This window comes from Acidovorax sp. AC410 (assembly GCF_979253235.1).
The window spans coordinates 213,670-239,081 of record NZ_CEEDCG010000003.1 but is presented as its reverse complement, the minus strand read 5'-3'; the positions used below and the strand labels follow the sequence as shown (position 1 = coordinate 239,081).

The following is a 25,412-nucleotide window of genomic DNA, read 5'->3' as shown; positions in this document are numbered from 1 at the left end:
ATGGATACGAAGTCCCACATCCGCATTTGGCTTGCGCTGTTTCTCATCAGCCTGTTCATCAATCCATTCGTCCGCAGAGGTGACTCGATGGAGAAGTTTGTCGTGAGCGAAATCGAGGCTACCCAAGATGCTTTTGGGCCCAGGGTCGGAGGGTGGATCGTCAGCCAGGCTGATCTGCTCTTCCGTGACTCGCCGGTCAAGTACGCGGCCAATCTGGCGCGCGCAGGCACTGTCACCGGAGACGAGAAGCGGCGCCACGAGAAACAGATGGGCGACGGCGCAAAGGTTCTGATCGGAGTGGCTAACGGGATATTCACGGGCTTCTTGCAGTCGATGTACGTGGTGTGCCTGCGGTTCATGATCATGCTGATCTGGTTCGGAGTGCTGGCCCCCGTGCTGATCGCCGCAGTAGTGGACGGGTTTGGGCAGCGCGCGGTGAAGCGCTATACGTTCGGCTCCATGAGGCCGGCGGCCTTCTCGCTCCTGTCGATGATCATCGTGCCGTTCCTCTTCGCTCCCCTGTTCTACTTGTCCGCGCCCTGGGGCGTGGACCCTTCCATCGTTCCCATTTGGGTGCTTATCGGCTGCGTTCCTCTCGCGCTGCTGATTGCGAACACACAGCCTGTTTTTGGGAAACACTGAACTGCAGCACTTCATGTGGTTGACAGTTGCTTCATGACGGGAATAATTGAATCGTTGCAGGGCGAAGGCTCTGCAACCTTGCAGCTGGAACAAGCCACATTTCGAGCTCAACATTGCCAGGGTGCGACGGCGCCGGGCGCCACGAAAGTGAATACCACCCGGGTCCAATGGACCTGAACGCGGGGTAGGGAGCTGCACTAGATTGCTCCCTTACTTCCTTTTCGGTGAAAACGAAAGCGGTCACCCTCAAGACCACTTCCGTTTTCATCGCTGATGCGACGAACTAGGCTTCGTGCCTTCCCAACAGTGACGCCCTCCGGCGCTCCACCCCCCGACGTTTGACGACGTCATCACCCCTTGCGGTTCAGTACCGCAAGGTGGCTGCACCGCATTTTTTTCTTCCTTGGAGTTAAAAATGAAGTTCTTCGTAGCAGCCATCATTGCCGCAGCATCCTTTGCCACGGTCCTGTCCAACGCAGCTCCTGCAGTTGCAAAGGGCAAATCCGACCTTTCCAACCGCGCTCAAGCGGTCGAGAAGGCGATCGACGAAGCAGCGAAGTAATACTTCGCAGCTTCCAAAAAACATGGGGACCCACTTGGGTCCCCAGTTTTTTTCCAACACATCCCAAGATTGGAGCCTGTCATGGTGAATCCCATGCATGGCAGCAGCGTGATGCACCAAGCCCAGTTCTCCTTCTTCACAGACGAGGACGCCAAGGTGCTGAACGCACGGCTGCAAAGGCGAGGTCAAAATGCCGCCGCGCGACAACTTCGCGTGGTCTCTCCTCGCGTAGTTTGGGTGGATCCGCTGCAAGAGCAGCTGGAACTGCTCGAAAGGCCGCTCTACGAGGGCCCACCACCCGTCGATGTTTCCCCGGCCCTGAGAGATCTTCAGGAAAACCTGGGTGACGCCTATGGCGCCGGAGCGCCAAACATCCACTCGGACGCAGCTGATGCTGATGAGCCACTCCAGGCCGAAGAGGGTCGCGTGAGCGATCAGTTCACGGATCACGGCGTAGCGATCCTGCACGTGGGTTTGCTCGAGCACAGCCTTGCTGTGCTCGCCGGCAGAGGCAATCCGATGGAGAAGGCCGAAACGCTTCGGTGGTTCTTCCTTCCTGACATTCGTTATTGGGTCGAGAACAAGGTGAAACCCGACGAGGAATCGGCAACACCTCGCCCACCTCGGCCAATGCTCAACTCGGTTGCGAAGTACCGGCCGGTACACGCCTCCGAACTTCCGTTCACGTTCCAGCGTTGCTGCGCCTATGCAGGCGTCAGCCACGAATTGGTGCTTGAACGGCTTCGTCACATCCTGCGCAAAGCAGGGCTCGGGCAGTACATGCCCGCTTGAAAATGGAAATCCCCATGCACAACAACCAACTTCCAGTTCGCGAACTGGTGAAACGCAGCCTTGCTGCAGAGTTCAGTCTCGACGTGCCTCCTGAGGCCATGTTCGTAGGTGGACCAGACGATACACCGGACGTTCCGGCCAAGAAGTTCTATGCGTTCGAAAGGGCGCGACTCAAGGACCTCATGGTCTTTTGGGATGCCAAGGAGCCTGCACTGAAGCTCATCGGTGACCCAGCGGCGGGCAAGACATCGCTGATCGAGCAATTCCATGCACGCATGCGCTGGCCGCTCTACCTCATGTCCTGTTCTTCGGACACGCAGCCGTATCACCTCAACGGCCAACTCATGCCCCAATTGGACGGCAGCCTCAAGTGGGTTGATGGCCCGGTGATCAAGGCGGCTCGAATCGGTGCCTCGGTGCTCCTGGACGAGTACAACACGCTTGCGCCGAGTTCAGCGACGTCTTTGAATGCGCTGCTCGAGGGCTATAGCATCACCATCCCAGAAACGGGAGAGGTGATCAAAGCCGCGCCGACGTTCCGGGTGTTCGCGACTGAGAACTCCATTCACAGCCGAGTTGCCGTTGCGGGTCGCAACGTGCAGGACGCAGCGAACGACGAGCGTTGGATGGTGGTCGAGGTTGACTACCTCCGGCCCGAGCTCGAGCTTGCCATCGTGAAGGAAACGCTGATGAAGCGGGGTACTACCGAGGCGGATGCTCAACTCGTAGCCGACATCATCGTCAAGACTGCAATCCAGACGCGGACCCTGTATCGGCAAGAAGATCCCAGCATCGAAAAGCCAATGTCCACGCGCGTTGCGCTACGGTGGGCGCGCCTCCAGTGCGCTTACCAAAGTGTGCGAGCCCAGAATCTTTCGCCGCTGCACTACTCATTGAGTCGTGCCTTTCACACCCCATCACCCGCAATGCGAGCGAAGACCTTCGAAGTTTTCAAGAGCGTGTCCGGGCTAGATCACTGAGATGGTCAAAGTCTTCAATGTGTACGCGCGCCAGACTGCAAACGGCGTGGAACAGTGGGGTCTTGAGACGTCTGGCGCCAAGCGCCAAGCTATCCACGTAAAGGCTGGCACAGTGGTCGATGACCGGCTGATCGCACTCGGTGCGATTGGCCAACATATCGGGTCTTGGGCCAGGTCTGGCTTCAGGTGCTCGGAGGTCGCTTGCTTCTTCGATGAAGCGACGGGTGTCTTCGATGCAACCCATCCAGACTTCAGGGCAGACCCGGCCTACTTGGTCTTCAGCGAGCCCGTCGACGTTGAGCGAGCAGTGGCTGATCTTGAGACGTTGCTTGCGCGGGCCGCTGTGCAAGCCGGTGTGCCCCAGGACTATCTCCGCAAATGGCTCAGCCGCCAGGATCTGCACGCGCAGTACCTGGTGGCGACGGCCGAACATCCAGTGTTCGCGCTGGCAGTAAGCGAACAGGCGATCAACTCGGGTTGGGAGCTGTTCGGCCGCTATCCGGGTCTTCCCGAGCGGCCTCCTTCCGCTGCGCCCCTTGAGTGGGTGCAGTGGCTCTCCGGCAGCTTTGCTGAACCCCAAATCCACGAGGCCCAGAAGGCACTTGGAGGGGGAGTAGCAATGCTGCTAGCTAACCAATCTCCGGTCGCCATCGGCGCGCCGGCTTCACACTACCTGTAGGGTATTCAATGACTCAAAATTCAATCGTGGTGGGAGGCGACAAGCCTCCAATCGCAACTCGCATGGCCAAGCTGGCCATAAAAGGCCTGGCAGCTGGCTTCGCCCGATTCCTTGGCAGCAACGCTGAGCGGCCACAGCATTTCGAAGTTGAGCCTGCTCGGGAGGTCGGTCGTGCAGAGTTCCGCACAGCGAAGCTCGAACCTGGTAACGCGGTGTTTTGGCGTGCCGGCGAGATCGAAACAATGCCCGCCTCGCGGGTGGTTATTGTTCCGCTGGAGGCAGCTAAGAATGTCTCCGTGGGGAGGGTCTGGCTGTACCTGTATCCAGAGAAGCAGATCATTCGCCGTGTCTTTCGCGTGGAAGATCCGCAGGTGCGCGCGATTCTTCGCATGCGCAAGAGCAGCTACTACATGACGGACGTCAAATGGGATCCCGCGGACGACGATCACGCCATCGAGCGAATTCGTCACCAGGCCGCAGATGACGTCGTGCGCCTGGTTTCCGCTGCGTCCAACGAACGCGATACCAAGGACTCCAGGGGGAGCGTGTCGCGTACACGCAAGGTCACGCCTGCAATCTCGATCGCTCCACCGGCCCCGGCCGAAAGGGAGGTGGTCAAGGCCGCTGTGGCGGAAGCTCTGCCTCCGAAGGCGCCTGAGCCTGAGCCGCAAGCACCGGTTCCGCATCGCGTCCCTGCGACTCCAGTGCCTGCGCCGGTGCCAACTCATCCAGTTGCTGGTGAAGCGCGGGAGGGTGTGATTGTCGAGATGGGCAAGACACCTCGTCAGGGCAATGGTGGCACCTACGAAGCGTTCTGCGTGAAGCTTGAGGTGAACGGTGTTCATATTCCCTACTACGGTGTGGAACTCGAGCGTGAAGTGTTCGAGCGCCAAGCAAAGCCCGGCGATCGCGTCAGGATCACTCTGATGGACCGAATGGCCATAGGGCAGGGAAGAACAAAGAACCTGTTCAAGGTGGAGATGCTGCGTAAGGGCGCAAAGGGCGTTCAATGATCACCATCACCGCTAGCGGCTTTTGTCCTCGGCAGCCGGACCTCCGGCCGATCAGGGAAAACCTTTTCAAGTGCGAGTTCGACATCTGTTCGAGGCGGAACACCAAGGTCGACGGCGCGTGGACGTCAGTCGTCGAGTCGGTGACATTTGTTGCCTGGAATGACGAAGCGCGCAGACTCGCAGAGCATCTGACTGCAGGCAGCGAGATCACGGCCGTGGGGTCTCAAGAGACCTCGACCTGGGAGAAGGATGGTGTTCAGAAGACGCGAGTCCTCTACAAGCTGCTTTCCTACGATCTCAAGCGTTCGGGTAACTCCGGCGGCAAAGTGGGTCGTAACGAAGGCTCCCATGCGGGCGACTCCGACAGCCGCCGGCGCGAGCCTTTGAGGCAGGCCGCTTCGGAAGGTGTTGGCGGTCGCAGGACCGAGCCGGTACCGCAGCGTGCTCAAGCTCAACGCGAGAGCGCGAGCAGGCCCGCGCAAGATGCGGTGCCGAAAGTGGTCTACTAGACCCGTCAAGTGAACGCCCCTGGTCTGCGAAAGCAGCAGGGGCGTTTTTCATTGGGGACGCAGATGCTTGCGCTGAGCGCCCTGGCCTGCTCAAATGCCCTATCTCGCTCGCAAGCGGATCGGTGCCTCTGCGGTACCACCAACTTCATCGGCCGTGCGATCTGCACGGTCGTCTTCTATCCTTCGGGTACTTCCCGAGGGGAGGTGCCCGCCCATTTTGGGACCTCTTATGGAAACAATCATTTCGGCTTCGCAGGAGACCATCCTGGCCTGCGTGAAGGCCTCAGTCGGCGGTATTGACCGCAGGAGTGCGGACCCAGTGTCGGGCCTCTTCCTCATCGAAAAGCGTGGCGCCCTGGTGTCCATTACTGCCAGCAACACAGAGAGTCAGACCACCAGTACAGCCACCCTTGGCCCGCCGCGGGGCCACACCTCCCTTGCAATCGACGCAAGGAAGCTGGTGGAAATCATCCGCTCGGTTCCTGCTGACCAAGTCGTGACGGTCAAGTCGCATAGCGGCAAAGCCGTCATTCGCGCCGGGCGCAGCGAGTTCAAGCTGCAGACGCGCCCGGGAGAGGACTTTCAACTGTTCGTCCCTGACCCATACCTCGGCACCCTCACTATGCCCCAGCGCCTGCTCGCCGAGCAGCTGGAGCAAGTCACCTACGCAATGGCCGGCGCTGTCGATCATCGGCCGTACCTGCAGGGGGCTTTCATCCGCAGCGAGAAGCTTGGCATGTGTATGGTTGCATGCGACTCCCATCGGATGGCGTTCGCCGACCGGTTGGAGGTGCTCGTTACGGGTGCGCCTGGTGCCTTCGTATTGCCTCGCAAAGTTGCCCTTGAGCTTAAGCGGTTGCTCACCGTGTCGGATGATCCTGTGCTCATCTCTGTCGGTAGGCGCCAGGTAGAGTTCAAGTTCGCTGACGTGGTCATCATCAGCAAGCTCATAGACGGCTCACCCCCGGACTACCGGGCGGTGATACCCAAGGCGGTTGACGTCGAGGTGGTCGTGGAGCGGCGCGTGCTGGCTGATTCGCTGGCTCGAATGGCCGTGATGGCGGGAAGCAGCCCCCTGGGCGTCAACATGGCTTTGCAGAGCGGCGTGCTCGCTCTGGACCTTGCATCCGACAACGGTGAAGCACATGAGCAGGTCGACGTTGAGTACGCCGGTGCCGACGAGCAGTTCGCCTTCAACGTGCATTACCTGACGGCAACCATGGCGGCGATCCCTGCCGACCAGGTCGAGCTGGGCTTCAGCACGAAAGGTGGACCGCTGCTGGTGCGTAGCGTGGACAAGACCGGCCCGGTGCACCTGGTGATGCCTACGCGAGTTAGCAGCACCGCAGACAGTTGACAGGCGGGCACGCAGGCATATAGTCCAGTCGTCCAGAGGTACCTAGCCTCCAGTCAAGTAGCTGCGCTTTATTGCAGCCCCTTCAAAGCCGTTCAGTTCTTGCCCCTCGGGTGCATGAGCTGGACGGCTTTTCCATTTCTCTTCCGCTCCGTCCCTGTGCCGGTGCGCGCATCCCCATTGCTCCCAGACCTGGGCAGCACATCACGAGCTTTTCGGACCCTAGGGGCCAGCCTTTGCTTGCTCCCTCGGAGTTGGCAAAGGCGGGCGTCTGCCCGCTTTTACACAACTCAGGAGAGTCCTCATCATGAAAGTCGAAACGAATTTCGCGCCTGAACTGCAGGCGCTCAGTCAATCGCTGCTGCTGGAAAAGTACGCCCAGCAGGGGGAGTCCAGCGTAGCCGCAATCCAGGCACGGGTGGCCAAAGCGCTCGCAAGCGATGAACATCAGGAACGCAGGTTCCAGGAAACAATGCGGCTCGGGTTCGTCCCCGCCGGCCGAATCAACCGTGGTGCCGGTGCAGATCTCGCGGTGACGCTGCTGAACTGCTTCGTGCAGCCGGTCGCAGACACGATCTCAGGCCATATCGATGGTCAGCCAGGCATTTTCGAGGCATTGCGCGAGGCGGCAGAGACCATGCGCAGGGGTGGTGGCGTGGGCTATGACTTCAGTGGCATCCGTCCCGCCGGCGCGCGGGTTTTTGGCACCGCCTCCGATGCCTCGGGGCCCCTCAGCTACATGAGGGTCTTCGACAAGATGTGCGAGACCGTCAACAGTGCAGGCAATCGCCGCGGTGCCCAGATGGGCGTGCTACGCATTGATCACCCGGATATCGAGCGGTTCGTGGATGCGAAGAAGCTCCCTGACCTTGCGGCTCTTGGCCTCGACGAGAGGAGCTCGGAGCTAGTCCTGGGGCTGCTTCGCGACCAACCAGCCTTTGCGTGGGCGTTCAGGGGTGCCTTCGCGACCTTGAGCAACTTCAATCTCTCGGTTGCGGTCACCGATGAGTTCATGCGGGCCGTGGAGAGCGATGACGACTTTGACCTGGTTCACTCGGCACCGCCGAGTCACGAATGCGCCACTAAAGTGCTCGCCGATGGCCGCACGGTCTACGTGTACCGGACAGTGAAGGCCAAGGTGCTCTGGGAACAGATCATGACCAATACCTACGATGGCGCAGAGCCTGGTGTGGTGTTCATCGATCGCATCAACTGGGACAACAACCTTCGGGCCGTGGAAACGATCAGTGCCGTCAACCCCTGTGGTGAGCAAGGGTTGCCTGCCTACGGTTGCTGCGACCTTGGGTCGATGCACCTGTCGCGCTTCGTGCGCGAGCCGTTCACCGGTGAGGCCGCCTTTGATTACCCGGGCTTTCGTCGGGCCGTGGCCGGAGCTGTGGAGATGCTGGATCGTGTGCTTGACGTCTCGAGGTGGCCATTGCCGGAACAGCAGAGCCAAGCGCGGTCCAAACGACGTATCGGGGTGGGCTATTTCGCCATGGGAGACGCCCTGGCGATGCTGGGGCTGCGCTATGGGAGCGAGGCGTCGGTTGCCTTCGTAGACCGCGTTGGCCGCGAGATGCGTGATGCTGCCTACGAGGCCTCGGTGGAGCTGGCGCGCAAGTTCGGTGCATTCCCTCTGTTTGCAGCTGAAGAGTTTCTGGCCGAAGGCACCTTCGCAAGCCGCCTACCGGCACGCATGAAGGACATGATTCGGGAACACGGCATCCGCAATAGCCATCTCCTGAGCCTTGCTCCTACGGGAACGATCGCGCTGACGTTCGGCGACAACGCGTCCAGCGGCATTGAGCCGATCTACGCATTGAGCCAGGTCCGCAGTGTTCGCCAGAAGGATGGCTCGCGAGTGGAAAGCACAGTGTTCAACGCTGCCTATCGTGCGGCGCAGAACGCGCTGGGCCCAAAGGTTGACCCCACTGCGTTTCCAACGGTGGCCGATCTGACCGTCGACGATCACTTAGCAGTTATTGCGGCAGCTGCTCCGTTGATCGATGCCGGGATCAGTAAGACGGTCAACGTGCCAGCGAACTACCCGTTCGCCGACTTCGCCGGCGTCTACCTGCGGGCCTGGAAGGCTGGGCTCAAGGGCATCACTACCTACCGGGAGAACAACGTTCTGCTGGGATCGGTCATCGCAGCTGGTAGTCTGCCTGCGGCTGCGCCACCGGTGACTCAGTCAATGGTTCCCCAGGAGAGCGGCGCTTACTCGGCGATGGAACGCCGGTGCCCTTCGTGCAATGCGATGACATTGGTCAAGAAAGCCGGGTGCGACGGATGCGATTGCGGGTACTCGGCCTGCGATGTGAGTTGAGCAACAGCTTCTTCTCTTGCCCCCCATTACCGGGGGCTTTTTTTTTGCCCGCATCCGCTTGCCACAAGACAGCGGATCAATAGAATGGGCCCACGAATGCGCTTGCCGCATCCCCGGTGCACACCTGTGCACTACCAACAACCCCGAAGGGCATCACTGCCCTTTGGCGGTGGTGCCCTTTTTGACTTCCAAGAAGGCACCTCAATGAACTCCCAAGTCAAGCAAGTCGACGCAGCCAATCTGGTGTGCGTTGCACTGGATATCCACCTCTGGGGTGGTCGCCAGGCGCTCAAGCGCGAACATCTGCAGCAGTACGACAGCCAGATGGCTAACCTGCCCCCCTCAGCGTTGGCGTCGATGGGCAGCATCAAGATCTGCGATCCCGAAGAGGTTCGCAAATTCGCACGGATCAAGAACGAAGCCATTCGGCTGCTCGAAGACAACGGCCTGCCCCTCGTAGGTGCGATGGCCATTCCGAAGGACCGACTGGATGCGGTGACGCTCGAACTGGGCAAGTTGAAGGCAAAGTTTGACCACTGCGCCAATGACCTGTTCATGCGCTTTGACAACGAGATCACCGCATGGCGCAGAAAGTGGCAGCTCGAGAATCCTGGCAATGCGACGCTTTTGAAGCGCGTGCCGGATGCAAAGCAGGTGTATGGGAAGCTCAGCTTCGCTTTCCACCTGTACGCCGTGACAGCTCCTGTCGCCGGTGACGAAAGTCACCATGCGAACGGTGGCTACCACGGGCAGCTGCGCGGGCTCAAGGGCGAGCTGTTCAAAGCGGCAGCGGCCGAAGCGCACGATCTGCTCACAAAGTACCTGGTTACCACTGACCCGAACGGTGCCACTTCGAACAAGGATGTGATAACGCAGAAGACTCTGCGGCCACTCAAGCGGGTAGTAGCCAAGCTGCGCAGCTTTAGCTTCGTGGATCCTTCCGCTGGGCCTCTGGCCGATGTGATCGAATGGTCGCTCGACCAGCTGCCGGCAGAGGGAAAGATCGACGGCAAGGGGCTAGTGAGCATCTGGTCCCTGGCCCGCCTCTTGGCGAATCCTGATGAGGCGGCCAGGATCGCGCAGGTCTCGCTCGCAAACGGTGCAGAAGCCGCTTGGGTTGCAGGAACAGGCGCAGGCGCTGTGGCGGTTGATCTGGTTGGTGTGGTAGCAGCCCCAGCCACAGTCGCGTTGGAATTCGACGATTCCACAGGCACGAGCCCTCCAGCAGTGCAAGGAGGCGACCTGAACTTCGGCCTCGCGCTCGAAGGCAGCATTTCCATCGCCGCTGCTGCCGCAGCAGCGCCAGCTAACATGAGCTCGTGGCTCTGAGGTACAGCATGAGCAGTACCGTCAATCACGCTCTGATCGAAAGTCTTGCTTTGACGGCACAGGGGCGAAAGCCTCTGTTTTGCTGGGAGCAAGTTCCCTTCGGTGTACACCCAGCAGCAGAGGGCCTTGCAGAAGGCCGCCTGGTGCTACCCGCCCTGGCCGGCACCGAGCAGCAGCATGAGCTGCTCTCACGCACCGGGTTTGCCTTGGTGATGGCCAGTCTTGAGTCGGGCATGGATCCCACCGCCTGGCCCTCGAATCGCGAGGCTCGCATGGCAGCCGCGGCAATGGAAATCGGCGCCGCCGCTAGTCGGCGAGTTCAGGAGCTTTTCTTTCACGAACCCCACGTCGTGACGTTCCTGCAGGAGCTGGAAACGCGCCTGCAAATCCTGCGCGAGACAGGCGACCCGCTCCGGGGCGCCGAGGGCGTGGCCAGTCTCTTCTTCGCGGCTTCCGCACGGTCTGCATTGACCAACGCTGGAAGAGTTGAGGGGGAGTTGCTGAGCGTGCTCAACGCGATACTGGATGGATTTGCATGCGATGCAGAGCTTGCCGAACTGGCAGAGCACGTCAGTACGGAAATCCCGCATTGCAGCTGTTGGGCTGACTATGCGCGACTCGCCAGTAGCCTCTGGCCTGATGCGGCCGAGGAAGCTCCCACTAAAAAGGAGGCGAGCAACCAGAGCCAGCCTCGCGGCTCATGCGCTGGGCAGATATCCCCCGCTTCAGAACAGCGTGCACAGGATGGCGCTGAGGGCGAGCAAGAGCTTGCAAGCAAGGGCGCAGCGGGAACCGCAACAGGCGGTCAGCCAGGTGAAGGTAGCAGCGCTGCCGACGACGCGAAGTCTGACGCAAGCGAACCGGCAAAGGACGAATTGCACGAGGTTGGAGAGGACCTGGCGAACCAGGCTGATCACGGTAGTGCCATGGGGGCAGCCGACGAGATCACCGGCGAGGGTGAGGCTGCTCAGATCGATAGCAGCCGCGCCCCTGACGTCGAAGAGGTCCCGAGCCATTCTGAGTCGGCCAATTCGGTTGGTAGCGACGAGATCATTGCAGCGGTTCCTGTAGAGGACGAAGGTCCTGCGGGTGATCCCACGCTGCTAACCCTGGCTATCTCGGGCCTTGCCGGTGGCAGCGGCTTCGCCGGCGAAGCCGCTGGTCAGCAAGATCTGGTGTATGCAACCGATGGCCGGCTCATTGCTTCGCTGATGCGGGTGTTTCAGGAGCAGCGCCGGGCTCCAGTGGCCTTGGCGGCAGCTGGTGCGCGGGTGGCGACACCGCATTTCTGGCGCCTTCGTGCGCTGGGTGATGTGCGAGTGTTCCAGACGCCATCGCTTGTGTCGGGGGTGGATGTTGGTGTTCAGATCCTTCTCGATCGCTCCGGGTCGATGCGACACATTCTCCAAGAAGCGAGTCGGATCTCGCTTGCTTTGGGCGATGCGCTCAGACGCGTCACCGGCATCAGGTCGGCTCTAGCAGCCTTCCCTGGTACGTGCAGCGTGGTGCAGCCGCTTTTGGACTTTGGAGGTCAACTCAGTGCCGCCAGATCGGCGTTGCGCGGGCTGAAAGCAGACGGGGGTACCCCACTTGGTGGAGCCATGCAGGATCTACTCCCAGGGCTTGATGCCTTGGCCACCCGGCAGAAGTTTCTGATTGTGATCGGTGACGGAAGGCCGGACGACCATGCGCTCACGCAATCGATGCTCGTGAAGTACCGGGAGCGTGGCATTGAGGTGCTTGGTATCGGCATTGGTGAAGAGAGCCGCGACCTCAAGCTCTACATACCGCGGTGCGCGATCGTTGACGACGTGCGCGGCTTGCCCCCGGCAATCGAGGACTTGTTCAAGGCGCATGTCCTAAAAAAGGCTGCATAGCACCTCCGCTATGCAATCTTCCGTCCTCTTTAGAGGGCGGTTTTTAGAGTGAGTTCTGAGGCATTGAACCCCTTCTAAAAACCGTAACCGCACCCGCGTGACTCCGGGCGCCAGATCGTGCAGACTCTTGGGATCAAAGCGACATTCGCTTGGACGCTGAGCTTTCTCAGCCATTCATTGACCTCAGGGGGTGTCATCCCCAAGGGGTGATGCTCCTTGAATTTTTTAGGAGCATTTCATGCTTGCAACCGATCGCGTGAAGGGTCGTTGGCGCGACCTGTTTATCGCCAGCGGGGTTGATGAGGCCGTGCTGAACGGCAAGCATCACCCTTGTCCAATTTGCGGAGGTACGGACCGGTTCCGGTTTCCCGACAAGGGCACCAGGTTATGGGTCTGTACATCGTGCACTGACAGCAAATACTCCAGCGGGCTGCAGTTTTTGCACCTCTTTCTTCGGCATAGCTCGCTGAAGCAAACTGCGGCGTGGATCCACGACTACTACGATGGAAATCCAGTGGCCGAGGCTGCGATGGCAGTCAACCGCGCAGAGACTCCTGCCGAGATAGCAGCGCGGAACGAGAGGCGCCTCTGGGTGATGAACAAGGTGCTCTCCCAAACGGTGGACGTCAAAAGCGGCGACCCTGTAGACCTCTATCTGCGAAGCCGGGTGAAGGGCTTGCAGGCAATCCCCTCGGGGATCCGCATCCATCCTGGCCTGGAGTATTGGGAGCGGCCCACAGGGTTCTGGCAAGCCTACGCTGGTCGGGGTGTTCCCGGCCATGGTTCTAGCCGGTCGTGATGAGAACGACAGGCTGGTGCAGATTCACAAAACCTATCTCACGCCCGAAGGCGCGAAGGCGCCGGTCAGCAATCCGAAGAAGACCGATGTGGGGGTAGGTTGCAATTCCTATGCGTTCCGACTTCAGGACGTCGAAGGGGACACCCTTGGCGTCGGCGAAGGCGCTGAGAACTCGTTACGCGGAGGGCTGCTCTTCAACGTGCCTGCCTGGCCGTGTCATTGCGCAAGCGTACTGGCCAACTTCACGATCCCGGCGAGGCTGAAGTCAAGGATCCGCAAGCTGTACGTATTCACGGACAACGACCCCAAGGTCCGACCCGACGGCAGCCCATGGAATCCTGGCGCTGAGGCTGGCGCAACCCTAGCTGCTCGAATGCGCGCCGAGAAAATCAAGGTCATGGTCATTCGTCCCGCAAAGGGCGATACGGACATGACAGACCTGGCATAGAGAGGCCCGTCCCGATCGGGACGGGCCTTTCTTCATTGCGGCCAGGTGAAGGTGTGTGACATCCGCATGGTGCCTACGATGGGTCCCAGCGAGAAGATGCCCTCGCGCTTGAGGGTAGCGCTGCTAACTGCGTTGTTGTTCAAGAGCGGCAAGAGAAGATCGCGCGGCTCCTCGCCGGCGTAGTCCTTGAAGACGCCCATCCGGCCGTGGGAGTTCACGCACAGAACGGTTGTGAGCTCGCCATCCCTGTCGAGGACATAGGCGCGATCCTGGACAACCAATGGACTGTCACTCTCTGCATAGACCACAACGTCCGTTCGGCGGATGTTGTCGTGGGGCAAGAGCCCGCCGGACATCCATTTGAGAGATCCAATGGACTGGGGAAGGGTGCCGCCGATTCCATCAGGGGGGCACCAGATGATGTCTTCGCCGCCGGTCGCACCGCGCACCTTCTGGGCCTTGGGGTTAGGTGGTGCGGTCTCGGACGCGTCTAGAAAATATCCTGGCTCGACTTGGTACTTGGCACAGATGGCCGCCAGGACGGTCCAGGTCGGAAGAGAGTTACCAGAAAGCAGGTGGTCTGCTCGCGAGACGTCCACTTCAATATCCAACGCCAAAGCGCGACACATGTCAATCGCCCGGACGGGGTAGTTCAAACTGCGAAGCAGTCCCCGGAGACGGTCGGAGAAGCGCTTCGCTAGTAGAGTCTCATTCATGATCTGTTCTCAGAACGCAACATTCCTGGGGCAAAAAGTTATCCAGAGCGCCCTTCAAGTTGTGGTTTCCAGCACTTGACAATTGGGGGCTAAGTTGAGGTTATTCTTACATGTCGATACACTGCAGCAAAGCCAATTCGGCGATCCCGTTTCAGTAGTTGCGCAATAGTTCACAAAACCGGTCCGCTGCTTCATCCCATGAATCCAACATCCCTTGACCGCCCGATTCGGGAGGAGAACGTAGCTGCTCTTCTACGCCGGTGGCGCCTTGTTTGCCGAGATGAAAAGTTCCGTTTCGACGTCAACCTGGACTTCGATACGACTGCGGTTCTGAGAGCGATGACCGAGGAAGAGGTCAGGCTCGCGGCAAGCACGTTGGTGCCGTTGTTCGGCTTGAGTGTAGATGACTACGGGCTCAAGAACATCCTGGAAGAGCGCAATGGTCGGGAGCTGAGCCAAGTGGAATTGAAGCGGGCGGATGAGACGTTCATGGAGAACGAGGACTTCCTCCTCAATCGCTGGTCGGCGTCTAGGCTCAGCGACAACCGATCACGCATTCGCTACGCGCTGTCTCCGGGGACCGCAATGTTCCTGACGCGAGCGACCATCGGGGATCTGCGCAAGATCGCAGGCAACGGGCATTCATTGTGCAGTCTGCAAGTTCGTCCCCAGTACCTCTGGCAGGCGGGCAAAGCAAAGCACCTTGGGGATGCTCAGCGCGATAGCATGGCATTCAGCGCCAACAAGAAAAACTCAATCTGAGGGCATAGTTGTGGGTGAACTACCGGGACCAGGGAAGGCCAAGGCGTCTGGGAAAAAGACGCTGCGTGATGCGCTGATCGAGACGCGAGATACGCTCGAACAGTTCGAGAACCTTGTGATGATGGGCGCGCGGCCGGTCACGATCAAAACGCTGATGTCTTTGGACTACTCCGACAAAGAGATCCGCAACCAGGTGCGACAGGTTTCTGACCGCCTGGGCGTGCAGAGGGTTCATCAAAAAGGCAAGGTGGTTGCCCCCACCAGCCCTGATTTTCTGAAGAAGCTGATCGACCGCTACCATGCGACCGTCCTGATTGGCATAGCAAAACGTCTCGACCTCATGCAAACGGTGGTGGACGAAACGTACGTAGGGGCGCTGGTGGACATCTACCAAACCTACGTCTCAACTTTCAGGACAAACGTCGACGACGCGAGGCTAAGTTTTGAACTGGCGATCGTCATCCTTGCTGGCTGGCAGGCCGGCGATGTGGGTACAGCACCCTGTGGCAACTGCGGATCGCATTTCGTTGTTCGCGCCCATGATCTAGGGTCTAAGGCAGACTGCCCGGTCTGCAAAATGCATTGCCATCCCAAGCTCGATCTGCAAGAGCTCTGCAGTTCTGGAGAAGAATCACTCCCGAACCATGTCTTCGGCATTCCTTATTCCGCTCGCTTCGGCTCCTAGTTTTTCGCACTTCTGAAGAGCGCGAGGTGTGCAAGACACCTCGATTGGCGGCTGCACCGGCCGTCGCTCTTCGTGCTTCGATCAACTGGCAGGGGCGCTCTGCAGCTTGCAGTCCGCACGCACCGCTGAGCCCTCTCGCTGCCCGAGGGAGCCTAGCTGCAACAGCACATCAGCGGGGGCCCTGGCCGCTCTGCACGGCCTTCACACCGGTGAACTCTCCTTCGTTGCTGCCTCGGCCGTGCGCCGAGTTTCAGGACTACCTGCAGGCCCGCGCCATTCGGCCTTGCCGTAAGTTCTAGGGCGAACAGCCCGAATGGGGGCAGATATACCCCCCGAGCGAACCCTCGCCTCGGTAGATTCACCGGCATGAGTTCGCAGTCCACCTCTTACAACGAACGTTGCCTTGAAAGTGTCATGGCCGCGCTGCATCCCATCCGCGCGCAGCTCGATGACCAGTCCATCAATGAGATCCAGATCAACGGGCCGAGCGACGTGTTCGCTCGGGTCGGCGGAATTGACAAGCGTGTGAATGTGATTCTCTCGGCTGCGAACATCGCGACCGCGATCAGCGTTGTTGCCTCTATGAACAACAAGGAGGTGGGCAATACCAAGGAACAGTACGTGCTATCTGCGCGACTGCCTGGCATGCGCATTGAGGCCCTCTTGCCGCCGGTAGCTATCAACGGGCCAAGCATGTGTATTCGACGCCACGCTTCGCGAGTTGTGACGCTTGAGGAATACGTGCAAGGGGAAGTGATTACTCAACTCCAAGCGAACCTGCTTAAGAAGATAGTGGAGTCGAACCAGAATTTTCTGGTGATCGGAGGAACGTATAGCGGCAAGACAACGTTGGTTAATGCACTGATGAAGTTGATTCCTGATGATCAGCGGCTATTCATTATTGAGCAGGTGCATGAGCTTCGAGTTGAGGCTTCCAATCACGTGATATTGGAGTGCGATCCGGAGCAAGGCGTTACTGCACAGCGGGCTGTAATGGCAGGCATGAGATACAGCCCGCACAGGATCATCTTGGGTGAACTGCGCGGTAGTGAGGCCATCGATTTCCTGAATGCTTGCAATACCGGTCATCCAGGCTCGTGTACGACCATTCACGCAGACTCTGCCCGCGACGGCCTGTCGCGCTTGGAGGACTTAATTCTGCAGGCTGATCGGCTGCCACACGAGGCTATCCAAAGTCGAATCGCCAATTCAATCCAGTGGCTTGTGCATATAAGCATGGTCAAAGGAAAACGCAAAGTAGGGCAGATCGTCCGAGTTAAGGGGTTTGACCGAAATGAAAAGAAGTATGTGTTCGAAGACTTTTCTCAAGGAGTGGAAGATGAAGGTGAAATTTAACGTTGGCTCGTTCGCTAAATTTGCAGCAACGGCGGCCGTAGTGGTATCCCAAGCCGCGCATGCGGCTGCGGAGAATGAGATCAACAGCGAACTGCTGGGCAAGTTCGGCTGCTCGATCTATAACTTTCTTACCGGCCCTCTCGCTATCTGGGCGTTTATCCTCGTGGTGGTCGGAACATTGCTGGTCGGGATGATCGCCAAAATCGACTTTTCCAAAATCATCGTGGTCGTAGTGTTGTTCGCGCTGATTCAGGGGATCGGCACATGGGCAATGGGCGTGGACAGCATTGCCTCGAAATTGGGCACTACTAACTGCCTGACGGCGTCCTGATATGGAAGGCCGGCGCGGAAGCCGATTTCATCCGTCGCTGAATCGCCCAAAGCTTTTTCTGGGTGTCCCGCTCAACGCATTCATGCTGATTGTGTTGGGCGGCAGTTTCGCGTTTGTCGCCCGCATCTATTGGATAGTGCCCGGAGCATTTTTGCTTTGGCTTATTGCGAAATGGTTAACGAAGCGGGACCCAGCGTGGATGGACATCCTGGAACACTATCTGAAGGAAGAACACGTTTACGACAGTGTTCCTCGCGCCAAAGACTACAAACGCAGGCCAGAAGGTTGGGGCAGGGGACTGCCTTGGTGACCAGGGATAATATTTATGGTTAATTTGTCAGACCTTCTCCATCAGCCGCGACGAAGTGCGAGCAGCCTCTCCGAGCTGGCGCCGTGGTTCGGGATGCTGCCTGCAGAGAACATTGTGCTGTGCAACGACGGAAGCCTTTTGGCTGGATTTGAGTTCGAGGGTCAGAGTCTCGAAGGTGTGCAAGACGAGCAGTTGAACGGCCAAATCGATTTGCTTCAGCGCGCCCTCCGGGGTATGTCGGATCGCGTGACGCTGTGGTCTGTGCTTGAGCGCAGGTACATGACAGAGTATGAGGTCGCTGACTACATCTCGGCTGTGCCACGCCGCATTGATGAGGAGTGGGGTGCCAAGGTCTGTAAAACGCCGCACGCGCGTCTGACACATTTAGTTTTCCTGGGCTTCAGGATGGGCGCGCAAACCGATGCGTTTTTCGAGTCAGTGAAACACGAGTTGGAGCAGCCCGGCGGCAACATCGTGAAGGCTCTCTATCGGACTATCAAACGCCAGGTATCAACGGTAGGGACTGTTGCGTCGGTGCGCGGCCATTTGCTTGAGATGGCATCAGAGTTTGAGAAGATCGTCTCCAGCTTTGAATCCATCGCGGGTCCTCATTTAGGGTTTCATCGTCTTGAGGGTGAGAGTTTCCTGGGAGCCCTCTATTCGCGGATCAACCTTGCCTCGCCACCTGGCCCACTTCAGGTTCCGGATCGACTGTCGTACCTCGCTCAGGCGCTGGCCACCGATACCTTGGTGCGCCAAGGCGATCTTTTCGAATTCAGGGGACCGGCAAGGAATCGTTTCGTTGCGGGCCTATCCACTGTTGGAATGCCGGCTGAAAACTACAGTACGCACATTGATGACCTCCTAAGCCTCGGCTGCGAGTTCGCAGTGTGTCAAATGTTCCAGTTTCTGGATATTGAGACTGCTCAGTCTACCATCCAGAAGTCGGAAATGCATTATCGGATGGAGGTGAAAAGTCTCCCTACCCGCGTGGCGGAGAAGCTTCTCGGAAAAGAACTCGACAAGGTTAATACCGGTAACCTGCGTTTGGCGGAGGATGCCCAAGAGGCGCTTGCCGACCTCACCTCTACAGACATCGCATATGGGTACTATGCGATGACTATCCTTGCCTACGGTGACACGGCGATCGAAGCGAACCACTCCGCTGATTTAATCTCAGCGTCCTTTCGCGCTAATAGCTATTCCGTAACCCGTGAGGTTAACGGGCTAATGCCGGCATTCCTCACTACCCTACCTGGAAACACAAAAACAGCGCTGCGGAAATACCTTGCATCTTCTGCAAATGTCGCAGATTTAGTTCCGTTGAGAGGTATCCGTTTCGGAGAGCCTCACCACCGGCTCTTCTCTGATTTGCTGGGTCGGGAAGTACCTTCGTTAATCCAATTTATGACCGCGTATGGGGTGCCTTACCACTTCAATCCACATGAAATGGACCTGGGGCATACTGCGATCATCGGCGGGTCCGGTGCCGGTAAAACAACGCTTATGCATCTGTTCGTCTCGATGTTTCAGAAGTATTTCCCCGCCAATACCTTTCTGTTTGATAAAGACTATTCGATGATGCTGATCACCAAGTTACTTGGTGGCCAACATATCGACATCGCGCCGCAAGAGGGCAAGCGTGTAGGTATGAATCCTGTCCGCAGGATGCTTCAAAATGGCGACGAACTGGCATTGCGTAGATGGCTTGAAGTTCTCATTACCGCCGGATCTCCCGATCAGCCGTTGTCTGGACAAGAGAACGAGGAACTGTTTGCGTGCATCGCTAGGGTCAAGACCCTGGGGAAAGCGCATTGGCGGTTGGGGTCGATCTACACGGTAGTTAAGGGGTCCAACAAAGGACTTGCGATGCGGCTCGCCCCTTACGTAGATCGTAGTGACGATGCCGATGACGTCAGCCAACGTGGTGCCTTCTCCAGCTTCTTTGATAACGACGAAGATGCCTTTGAGTTGTCGTCAATTGTCGGTGTCGAAACCGGGAAATTGCTGGAATTGCCCCAGGTGGCGAGCCCGTTTATGGACTATGCGTTCTACTGTATTGAGCAGCGACTCGACGGTTCAACGCCGACAATGATCTATGTCGAGGAGGCCTGGTACATGCTGAGTAACCCGGTGTTCGCGGCCAAGATGGATGATTGGCTGCGTACCTTCCGGAAAAAGAAGGCCTTTCTGGTTTTTGCAACACAAGCTCTCGATGAGATTTCGCAAATGAAATCAGTCGGCGCCTTTATCTCAAACGTCCCGACGCGAATATTTCTCCCGTCAATCAATAAGAGCGTTGCAGCGAATGCGCATCTTTACAGGTCGATTTTTGACCTGAACGACGTGCAACTGAAGATGCTGAATGAGGCCATCCCAAAGCGGGACTATCTCATAGTGAAGTCGTCTGAGACGAAGTTGGTTTCGGCGGATATGCCAAAGATCATCATAAAAATCAATGAAGCAACCTCCAGATCGGAGGCGCGAGACATGGCGAATCGCATGTCACAGGACGGCGGGACGTATTGGGCAGAGGAATTTATCAAGGAGGTACTACATGCGTAAAAACATCGTGGCCGTCGCGTTTGCGATGGCGCTGGCCGTTGGTTCTTGGGTCATTGCGCCGGCGCCGGCCGTGGCGGGCGGGTCGGGTGGCGGAGCTACCGAGGTTACTCAGCTGCTGAATAACGGTCAGCTGTTGCTGCAAGTGGTTCAGGCCACGGCGACCACTGCAAAACTTTATCAGCAGTATGCGACCCAGCTCGAGCAGTTCAACGTGCAAAAGCTGATGCAGAAGTCCCTGGAGGGGGCGTTCCCCACTGCTGCCATCAAGGCCTCGATCGATGAGGTGAAGAAGATCAAGGAGGCCCGAGACTCCCTGGTCAAGCTGCGTGGCAGCCTTTCGCAGATCGAGACGAAGATGTCGGAGCGCTTTCAGGAAGCCACGCTGGGTGGCCTGTCGTGGGAGAAGTATGTCGAGAATGAAGGGCGCCTTCTGCGAGAGCAGAACAAGCGCGCGATCCTGCGGATGAAAGAGGAGCAGGCTGTGATGGCGGAAGTGGAGAAAGACCACCAGCTGGTCCAGCAGTTCGCCAGCAAGATCTCCAGCACATCGGGTGTGCACCAAAGCGTTTCGTTGCTGAACACGCAGATGAATAGGCTCATTCAAACCCAGTCCCGTGTCTCCGAGATTATGGCCAAGACCGTGGGCACCGATGTGGCGGTGAAAGAGGCCCAGGAAGCCGCAAAGCGAACCAACGACGGGAAGCTGCGCGACGAGTGGAATCGCAAGAACATCGTTGAGCGGGTAGGGCTGGAAGGTGCGTTCGACAACTTCGACCCGAGCAACAGCCCAGGGCTGTCTTCCGAGGCACCAGCCCGCTAGTCCTAGCTGAGCCATTATCCCCCACCCTCCATGCTGAACATTCCACCTCTCGCTGACCTGATCAGCAGCGCAAAGCAAGTGCGCCCATTCGCATGGGTCAAATGGCTCCTCATCGCCGCGGCAATGGTGTTCGTGGTGACGCTCACCAGCGCAGCCACTGATCCCATGGGCAACAGTACGGGAGGCGATGAGCCTCAGTACGATGTCCGGCCAGCTCCAGCTGTCGCTGCAGCGGCCGCTGCCCAACAGGTCATATCTGAGATCGTGAACGTGGTTGGCCAGGCCTTCCGAGCCGTTGCCAGTAACTCGGGCCTGAAAACCATGGGTGAATCAATCACCTACTTTCTCGTGATCACGGTCTTCGCTTGGGGACTGCTAAAGGCAATGGTGGAAGGGGGCGGGATCAACGCGGTTGTCTCGGAGTTGGTGCCACTGATGATGAGCTTCGCGGTCATATACGCCCTGCTCAATCTTGGTGGCATTGGGCACATCGTCGGCTTCATGGATGGCGTCGCTTCAGCCATCGCTGGAGCGCCCATGGGCACTTTCGAAAGTGCTCTCACCAACAGTGCGAGCATGACGTTCAAGATCGTCGCGGACATCTTCTCGATGCCTTCAATCGCGACCAGATTGAGCCTCACAGAACCAGGGCTGTGGGTGCCTATCCTGGCGATGTTTATGCTCCAACTCATCGCCAAGCTTGTAACCGCCTTCTTCGTGGTTTTGGCGCTTGGAATCTACCTTGCCAATATCGTCCTTGCATATGGCTCAATAATGCTGGCGTCGGCGTTGGCCTTCATCATGGTCCCATTCATGCTGCTCCCAGCGCTGAGCTTCATCTTTGAAGGGTGGCTTCGCTTTACGCTAGGGGCGGCGATGACAAAGGTTGTGGGCGCCTTCTTTCTGGCGTTCACCTCGAAGCTGATGGCGGGCATGGTTGTCCTGGCAAAGAAGGTGGTAGTTCCACCCGAGTCTGATTTCACCACCCTCTACGTCGGTAGCTTCATTCTGTACTGCGGACTGATTATGTTGGCCGTGCTGTGTGCTTACTTGATGATGCAGGTGCCAGGGCTGGCCACTGGATTGCTGAGCGGCTCGGCGGGCGCCGCGGGCTTCAAGGGCATGCGCGCGCTGACTGGGGGTATGGCAGGCGGTATCGGGCGCAATACAGCGATCTCAAGCGGGCGAGCTACGTTCGGCACTAAGGGCGCTGATGGCGCAAGAGTAGGAGGGGCGGCCGGCGCTGTGCGCGCTGCTGGAGGGGCACTCGTGAGTAGAGTCCAGAAGAATCCTGTTACTCTGCGCTCCGACCCGGCAAAGACGGTTTCTCAAACGTATGGCAGAACAGGAGCGAAAGTTTTCGGCGCACTGGGTGGCCGGACTGCGCAGCCCACTGTCAAAGCGCCCTCAAAAGATTCTCCAAAAACTCCTCCGCAGAAATCCTGAAGGCCGGCCGGAACTGGCCTTGACGATGATTGGCTTTGGGTTATGGTGAACTCATAGGAGATCGTATGAAGAAGTTCACCAGGTGGCAGATAGGCTGGCAGCGGATACTGGATACCCCTTCGGCAATTTTCGTTGTGTTTGGGATTTGGCTGCAAATTCCGGCGCTCGCCTTTCTCGCGCTGGTTCACGAGGCAAAATTGAAGGTATCTTGGGAGCCGTGGTCGATCGCGGTGCTCATTGTCGGCCTGTATCTCGTGGGTGCGACCAGCAAGGTCATTGGTTGGATTGCTCGGGTTTGGATTTCCCGCTGGAAGGAAGGCGGCAGGTCGGTCGCCTACATCACCGACCAGGATGTGGACTGGCGCAGTTTCGTCTTTCCGGCTTGCGCTGTGGTGCTGGTGCCATTGGTCTACCTCTCCGCCGTGCGGCCGCAAGACGGCACCAAGTTGCTCGCGCTCCCGATCGCGGCAGTTGCTGCGGCACTTTGCGATCTGGCTCTTCGTGTCCTGCGCATCGGCTTCGGCGCCACCGTAAAGTTGGTCAAGTCGGAAGAGTGGTACGTCGCCACTCGTGGGCTGCAGAGCAAGGCTCAGGCTTCACTGGGAAGCGCTGGCGAAGGCAAGTCGGTGGTACGGCCTGCGCGTGCCCGCTATAACTTCGATGCAGTGGACGGGATGCTCCCGCTGAAGCGCAAATTGGTGGAGGCAGGTGCGCCGGTGGTGCGCCCGCAGGTGCACGGCTTCACGGGGCGCAACGGCATCTTGCTGACGGGCGACCCTGGGAATGGTAAGACGTATTTTGCCGAGGCATTGGCAGGGGAGTTGAACGTCGGATTTGTGGCCCTTGACTATGGCATGGTGGTCAGCCAGTGGGTGGGTGAGACGCCAAGCAATATCAGGCGTGCGTTTGAGCAAGCTCGTGCCGTCGCTCCCTGCGTGCTGTTTATCGACGAGATCGATAGTTTCATCGTGAGTCGGGACGACGGCCACAGCGCGACGGCCGAGGCCGCCAACATCGTCAACGTCATGCTCACAGAGCTCGTCAATATCCGCGACTCAGGGGTACTGGTGGTCGCAGCCACCAATCGTCTGGCAAAGCTCGACACTGCGGCCATACGGGAGGGTCGGTTCGACTTCAAGATCGAAGTACCTTCCCCCGATGAGGCAGCACGGATCGCCCTGTTGACCAACTCGCTCCGGAAGCACGTAACGACTCCCTTCGATACAGATGCCGTAGTTGTAGCCGCGCGTCGTTGGAATGGTTTCAGCGTGAAGCGCATCATGGCGGTAGGCGAGCAAATGCCTACCTACCTGCGGCAAAGTCCCGCTGAGCGTATCGGCTATGACCAGTTGATGGGCGCCTTGAGGGCAGTGCAAGGGCGCAAGGGAACTGTGCCTACTGGATCGAAGAAGCTTGATCAACTCGTGCTTCCTGCGATAACCAGGGAGGCTGTCGACATGGTGGCTCATCGTCTAAAGGACGCGGTTCGCATAGAGCGGCTGGGCGGTACGCTTCCGACGGGCGTGTTGCTACATGGTCCTTCTGGCACCGGCAAGACAGCCGTGGCGCGCGCAATGGCTATCGAGTCCGGTTGGGCTTTCGTGGCCGTAGCTGGGCCTGACCTCCTGAAGGACCACACTGCCTTCGAAAAGGTATACCAGGAGGCAAAGGACCTGAGACCTTGCCTGATCTTCATCGACGAGGCTGACGCAGTTCTGCGTGATCGCAGCTACAGCCAGGCCAGTTCGATCACGGACAAGATGCTCTCAGTGCTGGACGGAGCTGGGGACAAGGTGAGGGACGTAGTGGTCATGGCCGCTACAAACAATCCTGATCAGGTGGACGCTGCGATGCAACGTCGCTTCACCGAGAAGATTCCATTCTTTGTCGCCGATGAGCACTCGGTGCGACGCCTTGTAGCTGAATGGGTAGAGGCAAAGGCGGTTCTCTTCGCGACCGAGGTGTCAACCGATGTGGTTGCAACGATGCTGGAGGGGCTAAGCCCAGCAGTGGTCGAGTCAGTGCTTCAGTATGCGCTGAACGCTGCCATCCACAGTGCTACGGGCGACAAGGTGCTGATCGAGCGCCAGCACCTCGACAGGGCATTGACGATCGTCGCCGCGGCCTGATCGAGCAAAAAAAATGCCCCGTGGTCCACCCTTTATTGGTGGCCCTCGGGGCACTCTTCCTGGTGCACGCTACCCATGTGAAGGGTCGTGCTGGAAGTTCGCTGCTCGCTGTCTTGCGAGAAACTCTTCATCCGATTCGTGCAGGCTTCCAGCAGGGTCAACTGGTTGGACCTGCATGGGAGCCGCAGGGACGTGCACAGCTGAGGCGCGACCCGCCGCTGGTTGAACGAGGGGCGAGGCCGCCTCGTCACCGCTGTCCGCCTCTTGCTTTGGCAGACTGAAAATCTTGGCTATGCGCCAGATCACCCATAGTGCAATGAGCAAAAGGGACGCATAGCCGACCGCCTTAGGGGCGAACGCGGCTGCCGCAAGATAGAGTAGGAATGCTAACCACCACATAAGGGTTCTCCGTAGGGGCGGCTCTCCCATCGGGAGAAGCCCAATGGGGTTGATGGGGCGTGACGTGCACGCACAACGCAAAGCGAAGTGAGACGAGTATAGCGAACCGTTTTACGGAGAACTAGCCCGACTCGGGCGCATATGCCCCCGGTTTGTGGGCGACCGCTTGTGAGAATCCTTGCAAGAGGTACCCATGGATTCACCATCTCAACAAGCCCAAGATATCCCCCCTGTCGATCAAACCCAGGATTCGCCAGAGCTCTTCGATGACCCTGAGCTAACTGCTTGGTGGTGGGGAAGCCTGAGCTTTCTGAATCTCGAGACCCGGCTCCTGGTGGTGCGCAGTGCGATCCCGCGCTGCCGCTCTGAGGAGTGCCTGGCAATGCTTCAAACGGTCGAGGCAGACCTCGCCCAGTTGCTTGGGCCGAGACCACTGCTGGAGGTCTTTCTCACCCACCTACGTCCCGTGGTCCGGCAACACCCATTGTTCGCAGGGGCGGTCGGTGTCAGCCTCGTCTACATGCTGATCCGCGCCGGTGGCGGACTCATGGAGCTAGCGCAGCGCTACGGCCAGTAGCGA

At 58.6% G+C, this 25,412-nt stretch carries 24 protein-coding genes; 23 read left to right on the top strand and 1 reads right to left on the bottom strand.

Translation table 11 applies throughout. The features are described from left to right. The 13 genes from AC0IZS_RS34365 to AC0IZS_RS34305 all read left to right on the top strand — a co-directional run bounded on the left by AC0IZS_RS34365 (position 1) and on the right by AC0IZS_RS34305 (position 13,313). Entirely contained in the window at positions 1–642 is a 642-nt protein-coding gene (locus tag AC0IZS_RS34365; protein ID WP_436220342.1) for an IncC plasmid conjugative DNA transfer DtrJ family protein, read from the top strand. A 415-nt stretch (positions 643–1,057) separates the two neighbouring features. Then, positions 1,058–1,204: a hypothetical protein gene (locus tag AC0IZS_RS34360; protein WP_471639788.1), complete on the top strand. Its 147-nt coding sequence runs from the start codon at positions 1,058–1,060 to the stop codon at positions 1,202–1,204. An 81-nt stretch (positions 1,205–1,285) separates the two neighbouring features. Continuing rightward, positions 1,286–1,996, top strand: coding sequence for a hypothetical protein (locus AC0IZS_RS34355; RefSeq protein WP_471639787.1), 711 nt, complete (start codon positions 1,286–1,288; stop codon positions 1,994–1,996). A 14-nt stretch (positions 1,997–2,010) separates the two neighbouring features. Next, a complete protein-coding gene (locus AC0IZS_RS34350) occupies positions 2,011–2,976 on the top strand; it encodes an AAA family ATPase (RefSeq protein WP_471639786.1) in 966 nt (321 codons plus the stop codon). Position 2,977: 1 nt separating this feature from the next. Beyond that, positions 2,978–3,655, top strand: a complete 678-nt coding sequence (locus AC0IZS_RS34345) for a hypothetical protein (protein ID WP_471639785.1) — start codon at positions 2,978–2,980, stop codon at positions 3,653–3,655. Positions 3,656–3,717: 62 nt separating this feature from the next. Further along, entirely contained in the window at positions 3,718–4,668 is a 951-nt protein-coding gene (locus AC0IZS_RS34340) for a hypothetical protein (RefSeq protein ID WP_471639784.1), read from the top strand. Then, positions 4,665–5,177 (top strand): single-stranded DNA-binding protein, encoded by a 513-nt coding sequence (locus tag AC0IZS_RS34335; protein ID WP_436220348.1) that lies wholly within the window; start codon positions 4,665–4,667, stop codon positions 5,175–5,177. The genes AC0IZS_RS34340 and AC0IZS_RS34335 overlap by 4 nt, the downstream gene beginning before the upstream one ends. 229 nt (positions 5,178–5,406) lie before the next feature. Next, complete coding sequence (gene dnaN, locus AC0IZS_RS34330; protein WP_471639783.1) at positions 5,407–6,534, top strand: DNA polymerase III subunit beta; 1,128 nt, start codon at positions 5,407–5,409, stop codon at positions 6,532–6,534. A gap of 304 nt (positions 6,535–6,838) precedes the next feature. Next, positions 6,839–8,860: an adenosylcobalamin-dependent ribonucleoside-diphosphate reductase gene (locus AC0IZS_RS34325; RefSeq protein WP_471639782.1), complete on the top strand. Its 2,022-nt coding sequence runs from the start codon at positions 6,839–6,841 to the stop codon at positions 8,858–8,860. Positions 8,861–9,064: 204 nt separating this feature from the next. After that, positions 9,065–10,189, top strand: coding sequence for a DUF3150 domain-containing protein (locus tag AC0IZS_RS34320; RefSeq protein ID WP_436220351.1), 1,125 nt, complete (start codon positions 9,065–9,067; stop codon positions 10,187–10,189). A gap of 8 nt (positions 10,190–10,197) precedes the next feature. Then, positions 10,198–12,066 carry a VWA domain-containing protein gene (locus AC0IZS_RS34315; RefSeq protein ID WP_471639781.1) on the top strand — a complete coding sequence of 623 codons (1,869 nt, stop codon included), beginning with the start codon at positions 10,198–10,200 and terminating at the stop codon, positions 12,064–12,066. Positions 12,067–12,304: 238 nt separating this feature from the next. Next, positions 12,305–12,865, top strand: coding sequence for a primase-helicase zinc-binding domain-containing protein (locus AC0IZS_RS34310; protein WP_471639780.1), 561 nt, complete (start codon positions 12,305–12,307; stop codon positions 12,863–12,865). 16 nt (positions 12,866–12,881) lie between these two features. Next, positions 12,882–13,313 (top strand): toprim domain-containing protein, encoded by a 432-nt coding sequence (locus AC0IZS_RS34305; RefSeq protein ID WP_471639779.1) that lies wholly within the window; start codon positions 12,882–12,884, stop codon positions 13,311–13,313. 32 nt (positions 13,314–13,345) lie between these two features. On the opposite strand, the gene AC0IZS_RS34300 is transcribed toward AC0IZS_RS34305, so the two are convergent. Further along, positions 13,346–14,029 (bottom strand): hypothetical protein, encoded by a 684-nt coding sequence (locus tag AC0IZS_RS34300; protein WP_471639778.1) that lies wholly within the window; start codon positions 14,027–14,029, stop codon positions 13,346–13,348. 198 nt (positions 14,030–14,227) lie between these two features. Here AC0IZS_RS34300 and AC0IZS_RS34295 point away from each other — a divergent pair, with 198 nt between their 5' ends. From AC0IZS_RS34295 to AC0IZS_RS34250, 10 genes are all read left to right on the top strand, one after another. Next, positions 14,228–14,791, top strand: coding sequence for a hypothetical protein (locus tag AC0IZS_RS34295; RefSeq protein ID WP_471639777.1), 564 nt, complete (start codon positions 14,228–14,230; stop codon positions 14,789–14,791). Positions 14,792–14,801: 10 nt separating this feature from the next. After that, positions 14,802–15,476, top strand: coding sequence for a FlhC family transcriptional regulator (locus AC0IZS_RS34290; RefSeq protein ID WP_471639776.1), 675 nt, complete (start codon positions 14,802–14,804; stop codon positions 15,474–15,476). Positions 15,477–15,842: 366 nt separating this feature from the next. Beyond that, positions 15,843–16,832, top strand: a complete 990-nt coding sequence (locus AC0IZS_RS34285) for a CpaF family protein (RefSeq protein WP_471639775.1) — start codon at positions 15,843–15,845, stop codon at positions 16,830–16,832. Further along, a complete protein-coding gene (locus AC0IZS_RS34280; RefSeq protein ID WP_436220358.1) occupies positions 16,816–17,163 on the top strand; it encodes a TrbC/VirB2 family protein in 348 nt (115 codons plus the stop codon). Before AC0IZS_RS34285 ends, AC0IZS_RS34280 begins: the two co-directional genes overlap by 17 nt. Position 17,164: 1 nt before the next feature. Further along, complete coding sequence (locus AC0IZS_RS34275) at positions 17,165–17,473, top strand: VirB3 family type IV secretion system protein (protein WP_436220359.1); 309 nt, start codon at positions 17,165–17,167, stop codon at positions 17,471–17,473. 15 nt (positions 17,474–17,488) lie between these two features. Then, positions 17,489–20,038 (top strand): VirB4 family type IV secretion system protein, encoded by a 2,550-nt coding sequence (locus AC0IZS_RS34270; protein ID WP_471639774.1) that lies wholly within the window; start codon positions 17,489–17,491, stop codon positions 20,036–20,038. Next, positions 20,031–20,858 carry a hypothetical protein gene (locus AC0IZS_RS34265; RefSeq protein WP_471639773.1) on the top strand — a complete coding sequence of 276 codons (828 nt, stop codon included), beginning with the start codon at positions 20,031–20,033 and terminating at the stop codon, positions 20,856–20,858. Before AC0IZS_RS34270 ends, AC0IZS_RS34265 begins: the two co-directional genes overlap by 8 nt. Before the next feature lie 30 nt (positions 20,859–20,888). Beyond that, the gene (locus tag AC0IZS_RS34260) at positions 20,889–22,304 is read left to right on the top strand and encodes a type IV secretion system protein (protein ID WP_471639772.1); all 1,416 of its coding nucleotides are present in this window, start codon (positions 20,889–20,891) and stop codon (positions 22,302–22,304) included. A gap of 65 nt (positions 22,305–22,369) precedes the next feature. Then, positions 22,370–24,433, top strand: coding sequence for an AAA family ATPase (locus AC0IZS_RS34255; RefSeq protein ID WP_471639771.1), 2,064 nt, complete (start codon positions 22,370–22,372; stop codon positions 24,431–24,433). A gap of 592 nt (positions 24,434–25,025) precedes the next feature. After that, on the top strand, positions 25,026–25,409 hold the full coding sequence (locus AC0IZS_RS34250) for a hypothetical protein (protein ID WP_471639770.1): 384 nt from the start codon (positions 25,026–25,028) through the stop codon (positions 25,407–25,409). Positions 25,410–25,412: the final 3 nt, after the last annotated feature.